An 18,603-nucleotide genomic window follows, 5' to 3' on the forward strand; every position below is an offset into this window, starting at 1 on the left:
TTTATTCCCCCAATAATGATTTTACTGTTGGAAATTGTTCTATATTTGTGTGTGGTAAAAAACATGCTGATATAAATTCATCCATATAAGTAGGATAAACACTTAACTCAACATAAGTCATCTCATTGCCTATTTGTTGAAGTTTTTTCTTTGCATCTTTACTTATAAGTGCTAAGTAAGAACCTACTAAAGAACTGTTTCCTATATACTCAAATTTTTCTCTTTCTATGTCAGGAAGAAGTCCTATTAAAATTGAATTTTCTATATTTAAGTTATTTCCTATTCCACCGGCTATATAAACTTTATCTATAATACTGAAGTCCATACCTAAGCTTTCAACAAGCACACTTGCTCCTGAGTATATTGCACCCTTAGCTTTTATGAAGTTATCAATATCTACTTCAGTCACTGTTATATCATTTTCTAAGTTATATTCTTCTTTAAATGCTAATACGTATTCTCCTATTTCATGTTCATTAAATCTTATTCTTTCATTATCTAGATCTCTCTGTAATTTACCTCTCCTATCTACTATTCCTGTAATTAACAACTGACATATTAAATCTATTATTCCAGATCCACATATTCCTATAGGGTCACAATCTCCTATAGTTGTAAGATGTTGTTTTAAAGTTTCTTTATCTATACTAACCTTTTCGACAGCTCCATTAGAAGCCCTCATACCACAGCTTATTCCTCCACCTTCAAAAGCAGGTCCTGCTGAACATGCACAACTCATCATAAAATCTTTATTTCCAAAAACTATCTCTCCATTTGTTCCTAAATCTATAAATAATATATTTTCATCACTAGCCCATATTCCAGCTGATAAAACACCTGCTGTTATATCTCCACCCACATAACTAGCAACAGATGGTGCTAAATATAAATATGCACTTTTATTAACATTTAATCCTATATCATCAGCCATTAACTTTGGTGATTTTAAAAATGGTGGTATAAAAGGTTCTTGTCTTAGGTAATCAACATATACACCTAAGAATAAACTAGACATAGTTGTATTACCTGCTACAACTAGACTTACTACATTATCTTTATCTATTTTATTTTTTATATATATTGATTCTAGTAATGGATTTATAGTTTCTTCTATTACAGCCTTATTTAAATGATCCAATCCATTTTTCTTTGATGAATATATTATTCTATGTATTACATCTGCACCGTATTTTATTTGTGCATTTCCTGATGATGCTTTGTCTATTACTTCTTTAGTATATAAATCAACTAAACAAACTACTACTGAAGTTGTTCCGATATCTATAGCAACACCGTAAAGTCTATCTTCTGTGTTACCTGATTCTATATTTAATATTGTTATTTTATTTTTCTTTTTAACATATGTTATAGTTGCTTTAAAATTATTTTGCCTAAATACAACAGGCATCTTTTTAAGTATATCTAATTTAAAATCTATCTCATCATATCCAAGATTATTTCTTACATGTCTTTCTAATCTATCAGCATCGCTTATATTATCATCTAAAGTTGGTTCATCTAATTCTATATAAGTTTTAACTATATTTGTTTTAAAATCTAGATTATGAGTTTCTATTATATTCTTGGCTCTATCAAAAATTTCCTTGTCCCTCTTTTTATCACTACCTTCTATTTTCATGCCATGCATTGATGATGATAGTTTTGAAGGTACTTCTATTTCTATATCTTCTATTACCTTCGTATTACAAGCTAATATATATCCTTGTTTCCATTCCTCATCTTTTATGTGTAACGTTTTCTCAGTATCGACATTACCTTTTAATAACTTAACTTTACACTTACCGCAAGATACATTTCCATTACATGGAGCATCTATAAAAATATTTGAATTTCTTGCAACTTCTAATAAATTATCCCCTTTGTTGCAATAGACTTCTTTATTGTGTGATGTAAAATTAATCTTTATCATAATCTCTTCCCCCCAATATCTATTTCTACTATAATTTTAACATAAATTGCCTTATAAATCGTGTCATTCATGCCATTATATATGAAATTTAAGATGATATTCGATTCAATATAACTTTAATTCGATCAGTTACTAAAATTTTTTAAGTTTCATAGTTTACTTAAGCATAAAAAAAGGTATAGCAGATTTATATTGTTTATCTACTATACCTTTTAATAATCTTACTCTAATCCAGCTTCATAAGCATCTGAGTTTAATAAGTTTTCTAACTCATCTGTATCAGATAACTTAACTTTTACTATCCATGCATCGTATGCATCTTCATTTATATATTCTGGCTCATCATCTAATTTTTCGTTTATTTCAACTACTTCTCCAGATATCGGAGCTATTAAATCAGATGCAACTTTTGAAGATTCAACTACACCAAATTCGTCTCCTGCAGTTAATTCATCTTCAACTTCTGGCATTTCAACAAATAAAACTTCCCCCAATTGATCTTGAGCAAAATCAGTTATTCCTATATAAGCAAATTCACCTTCAACTTTTACCCAAGTGTGTTTATCTGTGTATTTTAAGCTTGGTATAACTTTCATTAATTTATCCCCCTAATATGCTAAATTAAATTACATTACACATTCCATTCCTAATGCTGGATGACCTTTTTCTTCTAAGAATGCTAATACTCCTTCAGACTCAGTAGCTATAGTTTCATCACATATCATATCTGTAAAGTTTTCTATACCAGTCATTTCTTTAACAGTAGCATTTAATTTTTCAGATACATATTCTTTTAATTCTTTTGGCATCCAAACTATTCTTTCTGGTCCACCTTCTGCATAAGCGAACTTTTTAGAAGATATGAAGAATCTTCCGTGTCCCATGAATCCTGGAGTCTGAACCCCTCCACCTGTCATAGAAGCAAGCTCACCAAATGTCATACCAACTGGAGTTATTCCTGGGAACTCTCTGTTTACTATAACAAATCCGTTAGCTTCTGGCATTATACCACATATACATTCGAAGCATCCACAAGAAGTCATTGGATCTTCAAGTATAGAGTATAATGTAACACTTTCGACAGCACCTTGAGATATTTCACTTACTGTATTATTTACAGATTCCCATACCCCTGTTCTTTCATCTAAACATTCACCTTTAACTATTGGTTGACATGGACCTGTTGGATCTAATTCTTTAGTTGCCTTAGCATCTAACCAGCTAACTGCTCCACAAAGTCCAAGTCTTTCAGGAGTAACAACACAAACATGTGCAGGTGCGAATGATTGACAAAGGTTACAAGAATAGAATTCTTCAACACTTTCATCAACTAATGAAGCTGATCTTTCATCTCTAGCAGCATATCTTATTATAGCTTCTTCTTTTAATTGTGATACTTTCTCAGCATCTGTTATTATAGTAACTTCACACTTATCAACAACTGATTCGAATTCATCTCTCATCTTAGCATATAAAACTTCTCCTATATGCTCTAATCTGAATCCTTTATCATATGCATCTTTAGATATTCTTACCCAAGACATATCTCTTTGACCAACGTGCATTACACCTTCTATATAGTTTAAGAAGTAGTGTAAACGTCTTTCTAGAACTGGTTCAAAGTCATCTTGCATAGCCTTACCAGCTATTTTAACCATTATAGCAAGAGGTAATCTTACAACTCCATCAGCTTCTATTTCATCTATATTAGGACCTACAACTTCTATCTTATGATCTTCAACATCACTTAATTCTTTGTTAACAACTAATTCCCAAGCTTCAGTTTTATTTCCACCGAACTCAGCAAACATGTCGTTCTTTCTTATTCTTTCACCTTCAAATGCTGCTGCAAATGATACTGGTATTGGAATTTCTGTTATTTTTATTTTTATTCCTCTAGCTTCTAATGAAGTAGCTACGAACTTATCATAGTCCTTTTGAGTTAATAAGTTCATTGGAACTTCTAACACAGTTTGATCAGTTATAACTGGGAATCCTAAAGCTATTGCTCCAGCTCCACAAGATACAACTAATTCACTTAATGGTCCAAATGCATTAACGAATGCAGGAACTCTCTTCGCAGTATATTCTAATAATCCAGGTAAATCTCCAGGAGTTAAACCTCCGAATATTAAAGCTGCTCTTATAGCAACTGATACTACGTGTATAACAGATGTTACGTCATATCCTAATGGTATAACTCTTAGTTCAAGACCCATCTTAACTTCAGCTTCTATAGCTTGATCTATTACTTTTCCAACTAAGAATGTTAATAAACCTTTAGATTGGTAGTCTTTTATTATATTAGCAGCAGTTTGAGCATCTGGACACTCTCCAAGTACAACTGCAACCCCTGGTATATCTCCAGTAACTAGAGGTACACCTAGTGATCTTATTATAGGGTCAGTTATATGACCTGCACAAGGCTCACTATATGGAGCATCCATAGTTGAATATTTTATAGCTTCTATTACTTCCGCTGCAAGAGCTGTAGCTAAACCTGAATTTAAAGCATGCTCTAATAAATGAGTTCTATTTATTAAACTTTCAACTACTCCTAAAGCCCCTTCTAAGTCAGCTAAAGATCCCATTTTTTGTCCTGTTGCTGCATATATACAAGGTAATGAATATGCAGTGTCAGGGAATGCAACCTTATGATCTCTTCCGTGTTTTTCTATTGATTCATTTAGTAATCCTTTAGCCGCTGCTAAAGCTTGTTCTGAACCATTAAATATTGTATTATATAAATTCACTCTACTTCCCCCTTTTAAGCTTCTTATATATTTTTATAACACATAGGAAATTATACTTCATGCATAATTTCCTATGTGTTGTCAAAGACTCTATGAATTATGCGTTAAATGCAAATCCACCTTCATTTAATTCTAAGTAAGAATCTGCGTATAAAGAAGCATTTCTTATTATGTCACAAGACTTAACTGTTCTCATTAATTCTTCATCACAAGGATTTACTATAGCTGAACTAAATCCATTTGCCATAGCCATTGCTAACCAAGCACTATCAAGTATTGGTCTTACATGTTTAGGACAACCATTAGATACATTTGATAATCCTCCAGTTGTTAATAATCCCATTTCAGACATCATTCTTATAGACTCTAAAACATCCATTTGTTGATCTTGCATTCCTTTTATAACTAAGCATAATGGGTCAAATAACATATCTTCCGCTTCTAAGCCTGCCATTAATCCTCTTTCTAACATTTCTTGACAATAAGCCATACGCTCATCATTATCTTTAGGTATACCTTCTTTAGCACATAAAGCTATAACTCTAGCTTGATATTCTCCTGCTAAATCTATTAAATCTATTCTTCCACCTGCATCTGCAGAATTTATTATTGCTTTTCCATTTATAGGATTATATACCTTAAGACCTGCTTCTATAGCTTTTCTATTTGCTGTATCTAATGCTAATGGTACATTGTTAAATTCATTTTGAAGTAATTGAACTCCCCAAGTCATTAACTCTTCTCCATCTTTTTCTGCAGGACCTATATTAAAATCTATATAATGAGCTCCAGCTTCTAATTGCTCTTTTGCTCTTTTTAATATTGCTTCAGGATTTCTTTCAGCTAATGCCTTTCTTATTACTGGTGATATGCAGTGTATTCTTTCACCTATAATCATAAATTTTTCCATTATTATTATCCCCCTTTATGGATTTTTAATAGTCTATAAGTTCATTATTCCTAAGCGTTTGCTAAAGCTTCATCTTTTTTAACTTTATATTCTTTTAAGAATTTAGGTATTTCCATAGATTCTTCTGTACCTATTATTACGTTCCATCCTGGTAAACTATCTTCTATATCACCTTTAAGTACTGCAACTTTACCTGGTATTATTAAATCTCTATTCTTAGTCATTTCTTCTACTTTAGATTCTTTTATAAAGTTAGCTATTGAACTTCCGCTAAACTTACCTGCAGACCAAGCTGTTAATACTGAGTATCCTCCAGCATCTGGTATTGCTAACCATACAGGAACTTTAGATCTTTCTACGTCTCCTGATACTATGAAGTAAGTTAATGCAAAGTCAACAGTAACTATTACTGGTGAATTTTCATCTGGGTTATTTATTGGGTAAACTTTTGGCTCAACTCTCATTGGTTTTTGTGGGTCAGTGTATATATTTTGTCTTAATGCAAATAATGATAATGCTTTTGCGTAATCTATGTCATCTATAACTATTATAGATCCATATTTAACTGTAAACATTGAAGATAATGCAACTTCCATCATTGGTTTATCTTCTGATAATTTATTTGCAAATACTATTGATGGGTATCCAAATGTTCTATCTTGTTCTTTTAAAGCTATTCTTCTAACTTGAACTGCATTTGTAAATGTATCTTTTATATTCTCTCCAGTTACATCTAATATTAATTCTCTATATCCTGCAGCTTGTATTGCTTCAACTGTAGTATATAATTCTTCTAAACTAGATGCTTTAACTCCTAGAGCTAATTTATCTTCTTTTACTACATCTATCATAGCTTGATAGTTGTCTTTAGTAGCTCCATAAACTACTGGTTTTTTATCTTTTAATATTTCAACTGCTTCTTTAGCTATAGCTGGATCTTCACAAACTAATATGTAAGATAAATCTAATCCGCTATCTTTAACTTTATTTACTACTCTTAAGAAGCCATCTTTATTTTCAAAGTATTCTATAAGAGCCATTTCTGCTCTCATTTCTTCACCTATTCTTATATAGTCAACAGCTTTCATATTTGCAAGTTTTGCATCAACTTCTTCGTCAGTCATGCACTCACAAAATGCTACTGCATATCTATTTCTATTAACTAATGTTTTTTCATGTCTGAATAATACAGTTTCTCCACCTAATTCATATTCAGATTTTCCTGATCCAACCTTTACAGTTCTCATTAATGGTGCAGTTGCCTCTGATAATTTTGCTAATGATTCATCTGACATATGTGGACATTTACCTATTTCTACAGCTCCTGATGCAACTTTCATACAGAAAGCCATACAAGTTGGAAATCCACAATCCTTACAGTTTTTCTTTGGTGTTAATTTAAATATATCTAAAGCTTTTAGTGCCATGATTTTTTTCCCCCTAACCTTACAATTTAATTAAGCTAATGCGCTAACTAATTCTTTTACAGTTTCTATTGATTCTGGATGACGAAGTATAACTGCGTTCGAACCACCAACTAATGAACTTACAGCTGTTGATATTTCCATAGCTATTCCTCTTTTTTCTACACATCCCCAAGCTGGTTCATCTTCTTCACTTGCTATAGATTCTTTAACATGCCATGTTTCGAAAGAAACTGGAGTTATTATAGGCATTTGTAATGATTTATCATTTTGACCAAATGCAGCAAGTCTAATTCTATCCATAGTTGATGCAACATACTCGTATCCATAACCAACAGCTGAAGCGCCTACGTTCATAACTATATTTTCAGATTTTACTCCTAATTGAGTTAATAAAACGTTTAATTGCTTAGCTAGGTTTATATCAACTGATGATTCAGCTGATACTTTATGATTGTAAGCCATAGTAGTCGCTGCTCCTACAGCTTTATAGTTATCTTCTGTAGCAGATAAGAATAAGCAATTGTTTCCATCTACTGCTTGAGCAACCTTTTCAAATACTTTTCCATCTTTTTCATGGTTTCCACATCCAGATATAACTAAAGGTAAGCTTATTGCATCTACAACTTGCTTAACTATTTCAGCACATTCTTCTGGAGTTTTATCTAATCCATTTGGATCAGCACTTTCAAGCTTTAAGCATATAAAATCTGCTTCTGTATTTTCTTCTACATGCTTAGCCCATTTAACTGGACAGTCACAAACTTCTTTATACATTTCTTTAAATGAATCAGTCCATCCTTCTGGATAAACGTCAGTTATTTCTATTCCTACTTTTTGAGTGTTTACTGCTTCTCCATCAAAGTTATAAAACGGTAATATATTTTCTCCACCTATTTTTATTGCTTTTTCTCCTGTCCCTATTTCCACTTCTGATACTTTACCAGAATACTTTTGAACAGACATCTTAAATGCCATAGTTTTTTCCCCCTTAAGCCTATTTTAATTCTAATTTGGACATTATATCATTTATAGCCATTTTAGCATGTGAATCTTCAGGTAATTTAACCAGTGGTATCCCTGAAGAATCGTACTCATATATCATTTCATCCATAGGAACTACCCCTATAAGATTTAGATTATGCTTTTCTATTTCTTCTTTTATACCTTCGTTTAAAACACCATTAGGTACTTTATTTATTATTAAGTATATGTCTCCTACACTTAACTTAAGTTCTCTTGCTAAGTCTCTTATTCTTGCAACAGCTTGAACACTACGTCTTGCACAGTCACTAACTAATAGTAATTTATCTATATGCTTAGTAGTTTTTCTGCTTAAATGCTCCATTCCAGCTTCATTATCTATAACTAGATAGTCATAAGCATCTGAAAGTTTATCAGTTTGTTCTCTTAATATTCCATTTACATAACAGTAACATCCTTCACCTTCAGATCTACCCATTACCATTAAGTCGTATCCATCACCTTCAGCTAAACAAGTGTTTAATCTGTATTGTAAATATTGAGCTTTTGTCATACCTCCTGGAAAAGCATTCCCTTGTTTTTCCCTTTGGTTAACTTCTTCTCTAATAGCACCTATAGTTGTTTCAACATCGATTCCTAATACTTCATTTATGTTTGCATTAGCATCTGCATCTACAACTAGTACTGGTCCTTTTTTATTTACTGCTAGATAATTAATTAAAAGCCCTGTAAGACTAGTCTTACCAGTTCCACCTTTTCCTGCTACTGCTATATTATATCCCATATCTAAGATTTCCCCCTTTGTTTGTCAAGACAGAGCTTTTAAGCTTACTCTGATCTTTTTTCTTATGCTTTAGCTTTTACTACTTTTGGAGCGGCATGTATACATTCCCCATGTACATCATGTAAAGCTTCCATTAAACCTTCAGATAATGTTGGATGAGCGTGTATTACATCTCCTACTTGCTCTACTGTTAATCCTAAATGTATTGCAAGGGATAATTCTGTTAATAGATCTGTAGCATGAGGGCCTACAATAGATGCCCCTACTATCTTATCTTCACTATCAGCAAGCACTTTTATAAATCCTTGGAAGTGACCTATAGCTTGAGCTTTACCTAATCCTCTAAATTCAAACTTACCTACGTTGTATTCTACACCTTCTGCTTCTAATTGCTTTTCAGTTTTTCCAACTGCTGCTACTTCTGGTTCTGTATATACACATCTTGGTACTGCAGTATAATCAACAACTTTATTTTTTCCAAAAGCGTTTTCTACCGCTACTACACCTTCTTTAGAAGCAACATGTGCTAAGAATGGAGTATCTATTAAATCTCCTATTGCATATATACCTTCTACATTAGTTTGTAAGTTTTTATCTACTACAACCTTACCTCTATTAAGTTCTATACCTATTTCTTCTACCCCAGAACCTACAAGATTTGGCTTTCTACCTATTGCCAGTAATACATATTGTGTTTTTATCTCTTTTCCATTTGAAAGTGTAGTTACTACTTCGTCTCCTACTACTTCACATTTCTCTATTCCACTATCTGTTAACACTTTAATTTTATCCTTTTTGAACTGTCTATGCAACTGTTTTGCAACATCTTTGTCTTCAAAAGCTAATATTTGATCGCCTCTATTAACTATAGTCACTTCAGTTCCTAAAGCTCTTAAAAATTGACCAATTTCACACCCTATAACTCCGCCACCAATTATAAGCATAGACTTAGGTAATTCTTCTAATCCTAGTACTTCATCACTAGTTATTACTCTTTTTTTATCATATGGGAACATAGGAAGCACTACAGGAACAGATCCATTAGCTAATATTATTTTATCAGCATTTATGATTTCTTTTGTCCCATCTTCTTTAGTTACTTCTATAGTATTTTTATCTACTAATTTTCCGAATCCATTAACTAATTTTACGCCTCTTTTTTCAAATAAAAATTCTATTCCACCTATTAACTGACTAACTATCTTATCTTTTCTATCCATTATAGCCTTAAAATTAGGTTTAACTTCGCCTTCTATATCTATTCCAAAGTCTTTAGCTTCGTTTATATTCATTAACATTGAAGAAGATGCTAATAATGCTTTAGTTGGTATACAACCTACATTTAAGCAAGTTCCTCCTACTCTTCTTTTTTCTACAACTGTCACTTCTGCACCAAGCATGGCAGCTTTTATAGCTGCAACGTATCCACCTGGTCCGCCCCCGATAACTGCTATTTTCATATGTTTTTCCCCCATTTGTATGTAATAAAATCTATATCTATCCTATTACTTAAATTAATAAATTTAAGTAATAGGATATTAAAGTCTAAATTGTATTTTAATTTATATTTATATTTTATAATCCTGCTGCATCTAATATAGCAGGAACGTTTTCTTCAGCCCCTATTGCCATTATGTGAACTCCATCACATAAGTCTTCATCTATTAATTGTCTAATAAATTCTCCAGCCATTTTTATACCTTCTGATACCCAGTTTTCTTTTCCTGCAGCTCTAAGTCTTTCTATTTGATCATCTGGAACAAATATACCTGGAACATTTGCAGTCATGAATTTAGCCATTCCTGGAGATTTTAAAGGTACTATACCAGCTAGTATCTTACAGTCCATATCTTTAGTTAATTTTCTAAATTCTCTCATGTGCTCTATATCATAAACAGCTTGAGTTTGGAAGAATTTAGCACCAGCTGCTATTTTCTTTCTCATTTTTAATAATTGTACTTCTATTGGAGCATACTCTGGAGTTACTGATGCTCCTAAGTAAAACTCTGGAGAACCTTTTAATTGATTTCCAACTAAGTCAGTCCCTTTCATTAATGTTTCAGCAGTTTGAAGTATACCAACAACATCTAAGTCAAATACTCCTTTAGCTTGTGGATGGTCTCCAACTACTGTATGGTCACCTGTTAAAGCTAGCATATTATTTATTCCAAATACACCAGCAGATAACATTTCACCTTGTATTGCTATTCTATTTCTATCTCTTCCAGTCATTTGTATAACCGGTTCTAATCCTACATCTTTTAATAACTTGCAAGTAGCAAGTGAAGTTGTTCTCATTACTGCAGATTGGAAGTCTGTTACGTTTGCTGCATGAACTCTCCCTACTAATGGTTTTGCACACTCTATTAAGTGAGATAAGTCAGTTCCTTTTGGAGGTGCCATTTCAGTAGTTACTGCAAATTTTCCGCTTTCTAGTGTTTCTCTTAATAAGCTCATTAAAAAATCCCCCTTTTAACCTTTTATAAGCTTAAGCTTGTGCTGTAGCTTCTTCTTCTTTTTTCTTTGTATTTAAATGTCTTGGATTATTTTGTTTAGAATAATCCTTCATAGGTCTTATTTCTATCATGTTTTCTAATTGATCTATGTCTTTTAATCTTTCATATATCATTATCCATGCACAGTCATTTTCTGGGCTTATTTCACACTTACCATTTTTAGCTCCACCACATGCACCATTTATTAATCCTTTAGCACACATAGTTACTGGACATATTCCTCCTGTCCATCCAAGTTCACATTCTCCACAAGCCTTACAAGACTCTTCGAATTCTCCAACTCTCTTTGTTTCCCCGATAAACATAGTGTTGTTAGCTGGATAAACTGGTAATTTTTTCACATTTTTAACTATTGTTTGTGTTCCATCTCCACAAGCTAAAGATAAAAGAGCATCTGCTTCTTTTAATTCTTCTTTTAAAACTTTTAAGTCTTTTTTAGACTTTAAAAGGTTACATGCTGGGTCTAATAATGTATATCCTAAAACAGTTTTACCTTCTGCTTCTAAAGCTTCTTTCATTTTAAGAACTTCTTCTTCTCCACCACTCTTACAAGTAGCAGCACATTGATTACAACCAACTAAAACAACTTTCTCAGCATCTTTTAAAAATCCTAAGATTTCTTGCATTGGTTTATTTTCAGAAATTATCATCCCTATTCCCCCCTAAAACTTTATCTCTTATTTGTTGTTTTGTAACTTACAAGCTTTAACTACATGTTTAGCAAGTATAGATGTAGTTACAGAACCTACGCCTGCAGGAACTGGAGTTATCATAGATACTTTATCAAGTACTGCATCAGTATCAACGTCTCCACATAATTTCCCTTCTTCATCTACATTTATACCAACATCTATAACAACTGCTCCTTCTTTTACGAAGTCTTCTTTAACCATTTTAGCTCTACCTACTGCCGCTACTAAAACATCAGCTTCAGATGTTACCTTAGCTAAATCTTTAGTTCTAGAGTGACATATAGTTACTGTAGCATTTTCATTTAATAAAAGCATCGCTGCTGGTTTTCCAACTACCATACTTCTTCCAAGTACAGCTACTTTAGATCCACTTAATGCTACATTATAGTGTTTTAATATTTCAACTACTGCAGTTGGTGTACATGGAGGGAATCCTGTTTTATCACCTTCCATAACTTTAGCAGAGTTTATTGGGCTGAAACTATCTACGTCTTTTTCTGGTGCTATTATATATTTTATAGCTTCTTCATCTAATTGCTTTGGAAGAGGTCTAAAGCATAATATACCATTAACATTAGTATCTTCATTTAATCCTTTTAATGTTTTAACGTACTCTTCTTGAGTTACATCTTCTGGTAATTCTACAACTTGTGTTTGTATTCCTGTACTTTCGCATCTCTTTAATGCTCCTCTTTCATAAGCTAAGTCACTTCCATTAGCTCCAACTCTTAATATAGCTAATTTAGGATTTATTCCCTCTTTAACTAATTCATTAACTTCTTTTATTAAAGTTTCGCTTATTTGATCTGCTACTGGTTTTCCTTTTATTATTTGTCCTTTAGTTGCAGTTACTTCCATTGTTTCAACGCCCCCTAAAAATTATTTTTATTTATAAAAAATTTATATAATATATACCTAAAAGGTATTTGTTTTCTTCGTTAATATAACTTACTAAAATATTACTTACCTAAAGCTTTTTCAACTTTAGCATAAACTTCATCACAGATTTTAACACCTTCTTCTACTAGACTGTCTATTTCTGTTTTTACTTTATTAACATACTCTTGATCTTTTATAGAATTTATATTGATAACAACATTTAATTGTCCACTAAGTATAGCTGCCCTTAAACATTGAACTCCAACACCTACATCACTTATAGCTAACTTCGAACCTTTATCTACTAAGTCCTCATGTAGCTTTATTGCATCATAGCAAACTCTTACTATGTTTATAGGTACTTCACAAGCTACCTTTAATGCATTTTCCATAGTTTCCTCTTTTGTCTTCTTTTCTTCCTCTGTTGATGTTGGAAGACCATAAGCTTTTGAAAGAGGTAGGAAATTTTCTGCATCTTCGTCTATCATATTTAATAATTTTTCTTCTATCTTTCCTGCCTTAGCAAGTATTTCTTTTACGCTTTCTTCATATTCAGCGTATTTTTTCTTTCCTATAGTTAAGTTGCATACCATACTGCCTAAAGCCATACCTATAGATCCAACTAGAGCTGCTGCTCCACCGCCACCAGGTACTGCTGCTTTTGAAGCTAATACTTCTACAAACTCAACACAAGTTTTTTGAGATATCTTCATTATTTTTCCCCCTTGGATAATCTGAAGGTATTATATTATGTATACAGTAGGGTATAGATATATCTACACTCTACTGTTTTTTAATTTATTTATTAGAATAATCCTGAAATTACTCCATTTTCATCTACATCTATTTTTTCAGCTGCTGGAACTTTTGGAAGTCCTGGCATCTTCATTATTTCTCCAGTAAGAGCAACTATAAATCCAGCACCAGCTGAAACAGTTAATTGTCTTACTGTTATTCTAAATCCTGTTGGTCTTCCTAATTTAGTTTGATCATCAGTTAAAGAATATTGAGTCTTAGCCATACATATTGGCATATTTCCAAATCCTAAACCTTCTAATCTATCTAATTCTTTTTTAGCTTGTGGAGTAAAGTCTACACCATCAGCTCCGTATATCTTAGTAGCTATAGCATTTATTTTTTCTGCTATAGTTAAATCATCTTCGTAGCAGAATTGGAATTCATTTGGTTGGCTAGTTAATCTCACGATTTCCTTAGCTACTTCAATTCCACCTTCTCCACCTTTTGCCCAAACTTGAGATAATGCAACATTAACCCCTAGTTCTTGACATTTTTGTCTTACTAAGTTAACTTCTGCTTCAGTATCAGTTGGGAATTCATTTATAGCAACTACTGCTGGTAATTTATATACTTGAGTTATATTTTCAACATGCTTTAATAAGTTTGGAAGTCCAGCTTCTAAAGCTTCTAAGTTTTCATTATTTAATTGATCTTTTGGTACTCCACCATTGTATTTTAATGCTCTTACAGTAGCAACTATTATAACAGCATCTGGCTTTAAGTCTGCCATTCTACATTTTATATCTAGGAATTTTTCTGCACCAAGATCTGCACCAAATCCACCTTCTGTTACTACATAGTCAGCAAAATGCATTGCCATTCTTGTAGCTATAACTGAGTTGCAACCATGAGCTATATTTGCAAATGGTCCACCATGAACAAATGCTGGTGTTCCTTCTAATGTTTGAACTAAATTTGGTTTTAAAGCATCTTTTAATAATGCTGCCATAGCTCCATTAGCTTTTAATTGCTCTGCAGTTACAGGCTCTCCTTGGAAGTTGTATCCAACTATTATTCTTCCTAATCTAGCTTTTAAATCAGTTATATCACTTGCTAAACAGAAAGCAGCCATTACTTCTGATGCAACTGTTATATCAAATCCATCTTCTCTAACTACACCATCTGCTCTTGCGCCTAAGCCATCAACAACATTTCTTAGTTGTCTATCGTTCATATCAACGCATCTTCTCCAAGTTATAGTTCTAGAATCTATTCCTAATGTATTTCCTTGGTGTATATGGTTATCAAGCATAGCAGCTAATAAGTTATTAGCAGCTCCTATAGCATGGAAGTCTCCTGTAAAGTGTAAGTTTATATCTTCCATAGGAACAACTTGTGCATACCCTCCACCAGCTGCTCCACCTTTAACACCAAATACAGGTCCTAAAGAAGGTTCTCTTAGTGCAACTAATACATTTTCTCCTAACTTAGATAATCCATCAGCTACACCTATAGTAGTAGTAGTTTTTCCTTCTCCTGCTGGAGTTGGGTTTATTGCTGTAGTTAATATTAACTTAGCTTTTTTACCACCATTATCTCTTTTTAATAGGTTGTAATCAACTTTAGCTTTATATTTTCCATATAACTCTATGTCATCTTCACCTAAACCTAGCTTTTTAGCTATCTCTCTTATATCTTGAGGTTGAGCCTCTTGTGCTATTTCTATATCAGATTTGAATCCCATACTTGAATCTCCTCCTAAAAATTAAATATTTAAATAAATTTATATGACACTATGTATATCTATTATATTTTTGGAAATACTTGATATGTAATAGTGTTTATTAAGCCAACCATCAAGGTTAGTTGATGGTCAGCTTATTAACTTTTAATTACAAGTTTTGCAATTGCATTAATTTTTGCTGAATTGACTTAACTTGCCCTCTTGTTTCTTCACTTGTGTCATATGGAGATTTGTTCGCTCTGTCTGAATTTATAACATCCTGGTTGTAATAAATAAAACCTAATGATTCTCCATCTTCTAGATTAGAGATTATAAATTCTTCATCCTCTTTATTTCTAATTTTATTACCTACAACAAATACTTTTTTGACACCTATATCATTCCCTAGCTTTTTAACTTTTCTATAAGTTTGTAGACTTCTTTCACCTGGCTCAACAACTACTATAAATGCATCTACACCTGAAGCAGTTCCTCTACCTAAGTGTTCAATTCCTGCTTCCATATCCATAACAACTACATCTTTATTTTGTAGTATTAGGTGAGAGCATAATCTTTTTAATAATACGTGTTCTGGGCAAACACACCCAGATCCACCTGAATCTACTGTTCCTAAAGTAAGTAGTCTGACACCATTATATTCTTTACAATAATTTTCTGGAATATCATCTACTTTTGGATTCATTTTGAACATTTTCCCAAATGATCCCACTGATGCAGCAGTTCTATCAGATACTAATTTTTTCATTTCTGATATTGGAACTATTGAATCATATACCTCTCTAGGGAAACCTAGTGCTAAAGCTAAATTTGCATCAGGATCGGCGTCTACAGCAACAACTCTATACCCGTCTTCAGCAAACATTCTAGATAACATTGAAGAAAAAGTCGTTTTACCTACTCCGCCTTTACCAGTTATTGCTATTTTCATATTATACCACCTTTTGTCATCTTCAACCGTATTAAAGTTGATTATTTTTATGTTTTGCCTTATTTTTTTATCTTTTTTGTTTATATTTAAGCATTCTACTTTAAACTGTTAAATTTTTGTTTTTTTATACGCAAATAAAACTATAGTTAGTTCTTCTGGAACTCATTTTGTTCAATACTAACTTTTCAAAGTAGTATGCATAGTTTACTTAATTTCTATTTAATTTCTAAGCTTCTGCATCAGCCATCATTTTTTCTTCTACTAATTTTTCAAAGTGAACACGTTTTTTCTCTATGTCGCTTATTATAGTAGCTGCTAATTCATGACAGTTTTCATTAACTGTAAATTTAGCTCCAACTTTTTCTTCTAGCTCTCCACATAGTATTTCAACTGCTCTTGATGACCCTGTTACTGGAGGCATTATACCTAAGTATGTATCTATACCAGATGCAACAACATAACAACCTATAGCTACTGCCTTTTCAGACATCCACTCTGGAGCTATACCAACTGCTGGTATATCACACATATCCATATCTAAATAATTAGCTACTGCTGCAACAGTTTCTAATATACGGCTTATATCAACACAAGATCCCATGTGTAAAACTGGTGGAATACCAACTAATTGACAAACTGTTGCTAAGCCTTTACCAGCATATTTTTGAGCTGCATCTTCATCCATTAATCCAAATTTAGCTGCTGCTTGAGCTCCACATCCTGTAGAAACAACTATGATATCATTTTTAATTAATTCTTTCATTATAGTTACATGAGCTTCATTTGAAACACCTTTAGCATTGTTACATCCAACAACTGCTGCTGCTCCTCTTAATACTCCTGATTTTAAACAGTCTACTAATGGCTTAACTGTTCCTGCAGGATCTATTTGAGAGTTTACAACATTATCTAGTTTATTGATTACTGCTTCAACACTAAATCCAACTGTAGCTGCTGATTTTAGTTCTGGTATAAGAACTTTTTCTTTATTTCTATTTTTAAAGTTTAATACTGCTTCTTTTACTATTTTCTTAGCATCTTCATATGCATTTTCTTCTGTAAATTCTATATATGTTGATCCTGTTATTTTTGCTTTTGGAGAAGTTGTTACGAATTTTGTATGGTAGCAATCAGCAACTTTTGCTAATGCTGGGAATATACATTGAACATCAACTATCATAGCTTCAACAGCGCCAGTTACTAAAGCAAGTTCTTGTTGGTGGAAATCTCCTGCGATTTTAACACCATGTCTCATAGTAACCTCGTTACCTGTACAGCACATACCAGCTAAGTTTATACCGTCAGCTCCTACCTCTTTAGCTAACTCTAATAACTCTGAATCTTCTGCTGCTAAAACTATCATTTCTGATAATGAAGGCTCATGTCCATGTAGTAATATATTTACTTTACTTTCCTCTAATACAGCTAGGTTAGCTTCTGTTCTTCTTGGTGTTGGAGTTCCAAATAGGATATCACTTAAACGTGTTCCCATCATAGATCCACACCATCCATCAGCTAATGATGTTCTTAATGATAAGTGAATTAAACTGTCTATGTCAGCCGTACACCCTATATGAGTTGAATGCATTATTGTAGCTATTTCTCTATCTATAGCTCTAGGTTCTATTGCGTATTGTTTCCAAACTTCTTGTCTCTTTTTAGGAGCATATTTTAAAAATCTTGATACGCCATGTGGTTTACCAAACTCCATTAATGCTATATCAGCAACTTCATGAGCTATATCATAGATATCTCTATCTTCTGTTTCTACATCCCAATCCTTTGCTAATGCTATTAATTTTGCTTCGTCTCTTATTTTATAGTTACCATCTCTACTTGATAGTGCTAATGTATGAGCTATATCCCTTGCATGGTCAGAGTGAGCTGCTGTTCCTCCAGCAACCATTCTCGCAAAGTTTCTACCTACTATAACATGCTCGTCTGCTCCACATAACCCTCTAGGAGTTTTTGGACTTATTCTACATGGCCCCATTCCACATATTCTACAGCAGTTACCTTGAAGACCAAATCCACACTGAGACTTGAATCCCAATTTTCTATCATACATTGTCTCTACGCCATCTTTTTCAGCCTTATCTAACAAGACACGGCTATTTAAATCGATAGTTAACATTTTTTTATCCATATTCCTATCCCCTTTTTTTCTTGATTTTTAAGTCCTCAGGTGATAAAAAATTATGTCCATTGTAAAACCTCTTTTTATGAATTGCCTAATTTGATTATATACTAAATTTTGTTAAATTGGTATTGATTTCAGTATTTTTTTAACAAAATTAGTTCATAAAATATAATTTATTTGT

General features: G+C 32.6%; 15 protein-coding genes. All 15 read right to left on the reverse strand.

What is annotated here, in order from left to right:
- Position 1: 1 nt before the first annotated feature.
- The 15 genes from acsV to cooS all read right to left on the reverse strand — a co-directional run bounded on the left by acsV (position 2) and on the right by cooS (position 18,428).
- On the reverse strand, positions 2–1,930 hold the full coding sequence (gene acsV, locus NWE74_RS09580) for a corrinoid activation/regeneration protein AcsV (RefSeq protein ID WP_258242965.1): 1,929 nt from the start codon (positions 1,928–1,930) through the stop codon (positions 2–4).
- A 221-nt stretch (positions 1,931–2,151) separates the two neighbouring features.
- Entirely contained in the window at positions 2,152–2,526 is a 375-nt protein-coding gene (gcvH, locus tag NWE74_RS09585; RefSeq protein ID WP_258242966.1) for a glycine cleavage system protein GcvH, read from the reverse strand.
- Between the two features lie 30 nt (positions 2,527–2,556).
- Complete coding sequence (gene acsB / locus NWE74_RS09590) at positions 2,557–4,683, reverse strand: acetyl-CoA decarbonylase/synthase complex subunit alpha/beta (RefSeq protein WP_258242967.1); 2,127 nt, start codon at positions 4,681–4,683, stop codon at positions 2,557–2,559.
- A 97-nt stretch (positions 4,684–4,780) separates the two neighbouring features.
- Positions 4,781–5,593 carry a carbon monoxide dehydrogenase/acetyl-CoA synthase methytransferase subunit gene (acsE, locus tag NWE74_RS09595; RefSeq protein ID WP_092726614.1) on the reverse strand — a complete coding sequence of 271 codons (813 nt, stop codon included), beginning with the start codon at positions 5,591–5,593 and terminating at the stop codon, positions 4,781–4,783.
- A gap of 50 nt (positions 5,594–5,643) precedes the next feature.
- Entirely contained in the window at positions 5,644–7,020 is a 1,377-nt protein-coding gene (acsC, locus tag NWE74_RS09600; RefSeq protein ID WP_258242968.1) for an acetyl-CoA decarbonylase/synthase complex subunit gamma, read from the reverse strand.
- 30 nt (positions 7,021–7,050) lie between these two features.
- Complete coding sequence (acsD, locus tag NWE74_RS09605; protein ID WP_258242969.1) at positions 7,051–7,995, reverse strand: acetyl-CoA decarbonylase/synthase complex subunit delta; 945 nt, start codon at positions 7,993–7,995, stop codon at positions 7,051–7,053.
- 19 nt (positions 7,996–8,014) lie between these two features.
- Complete coding sequence (locus NWE74_RS09610) at positions 8,015–8,785, reverse strand: carbon monoxide dehydrogenase accessory protein CooC (protein ID WP_258242970.1); 771 nt, start codon at positions 8,783–8,785, stop codon at positions 8,015–8,017.
- Between the two features lie 62 nt (positions 8,786–8,847).
- Positions 8,848–10,245, reverse strand: coding sequence for a dihydrolipoyl dehydrogenase (lpdA, locus tag NWE74_RS09615; RefSeq protein ID WP_258242971.1), 1,398 nt, complete (start codon positions 10,243–10,245; stop codon positions 8,848–8,850).
- Positions 10,246–10,360: 115 nt separating this feature from the next.
- Positions 10,361–11,242, reverse strand: coding sequence for a methylenetetrahydrofolate reductase (locus NWE74_RS09620; RefSeq protein ID WP_092726604.1), 882 nt, complete (start codon positions 11,240–11,242; stop codon positions 10,361–10,363).
- A 31-nt stretch (positions 11,243–11,273) separates the two neighbouring features.
- Positions 11,274–11,951, reverse strand: a complete 678-nt coding sequence (locus NWE74_RS09625) for a methylenetetrahydrofolate reductase C-terminal domain-containing protein (protein ID WP_092726602.1) — start codon at positions 11,949–11,951, stop codon at positions 11,274–11,276.
- Positions 11,952–11,978: 27 nt separating this feature from the next.
- Entirely contained in the window at positions 11,979–12,851 is an 873-nt protein-coding gene (locus tag NWE74_RS09630) for a bifunctional 5,10-methylenetetrahydrofolate dehydrogenase/5,10-methenyltetrahydrofolate cyclohydrolase (RefSeq protein WP_258242972.1), read from the reverse strand.
- Between the two features lie 101 nt (positions 12,852–12,952).
- Positions 12,953–13,585 carry a cyclodeaminase/cyclohydrolase family protein gene (locus NWE74_RS09635; protein ID WP_258242973.1) on the reverse strand — a complete coding sequence of 211 codons (633 nt, stop codon included), beginning with the start codon at positions 13,583–13,585 and terminating at the stop codon, positions 12,953–12,955.
- 92 nt (positions 13,586–13,677) lie between these two features.
- Positions 13,678–15,354, reverse strand: a complete 1,677-nt coding sequence (locus tag NWE74_RS09640; RefSeq protein ID WP_258242974.1) for a formate--tetrahydrofolate ligase — start codon at positions 15,352–15,354, stop codon at positions 13,678–13,680.
- A gap of 148 nt (positions 15,355–15,502) precedes the next feature.
- Positions 15,503–16,282, reverse strand: coding sequence for a carbon monoxide dehydrogenase accessory protein CooC (locus NWE74_RS09645; RefSeq protein ID WP_258242975.1), 780 nt, complete (start codon positions 16,280–16,282; stop codon positions 15,503–15,505).
- A 226-nt stretch (positions 16,283–16,508) separates the two neighbouring features.
- On the reverse strand, positions 16,509–18,428 hold the full coding sequence (gene cooS / locus NWE74_RS09650) for an anaerobic carbon-monoxide dehydrogenase catalytic subunit (protein ID WP_258242976.1): 1,920 nt from the start codon (positions 18,426–18,428) through the stop codon (positions 16,509–16,511).
- Positions 18,429–18,603: the final 175 nt, after the last annotated feature.

The sequence above is a fragment of the Romboutsia lituseburensis genome, assembly GCF_024723825.1.
GTDB classification, from domain to species: domain Bacteria; phylum Bacillota; class Clostridia; order Peptostreptococcales; family Peptostreptococcaceae; genus Romboutsia_F; species Romboutsia_F lituseburensis_A.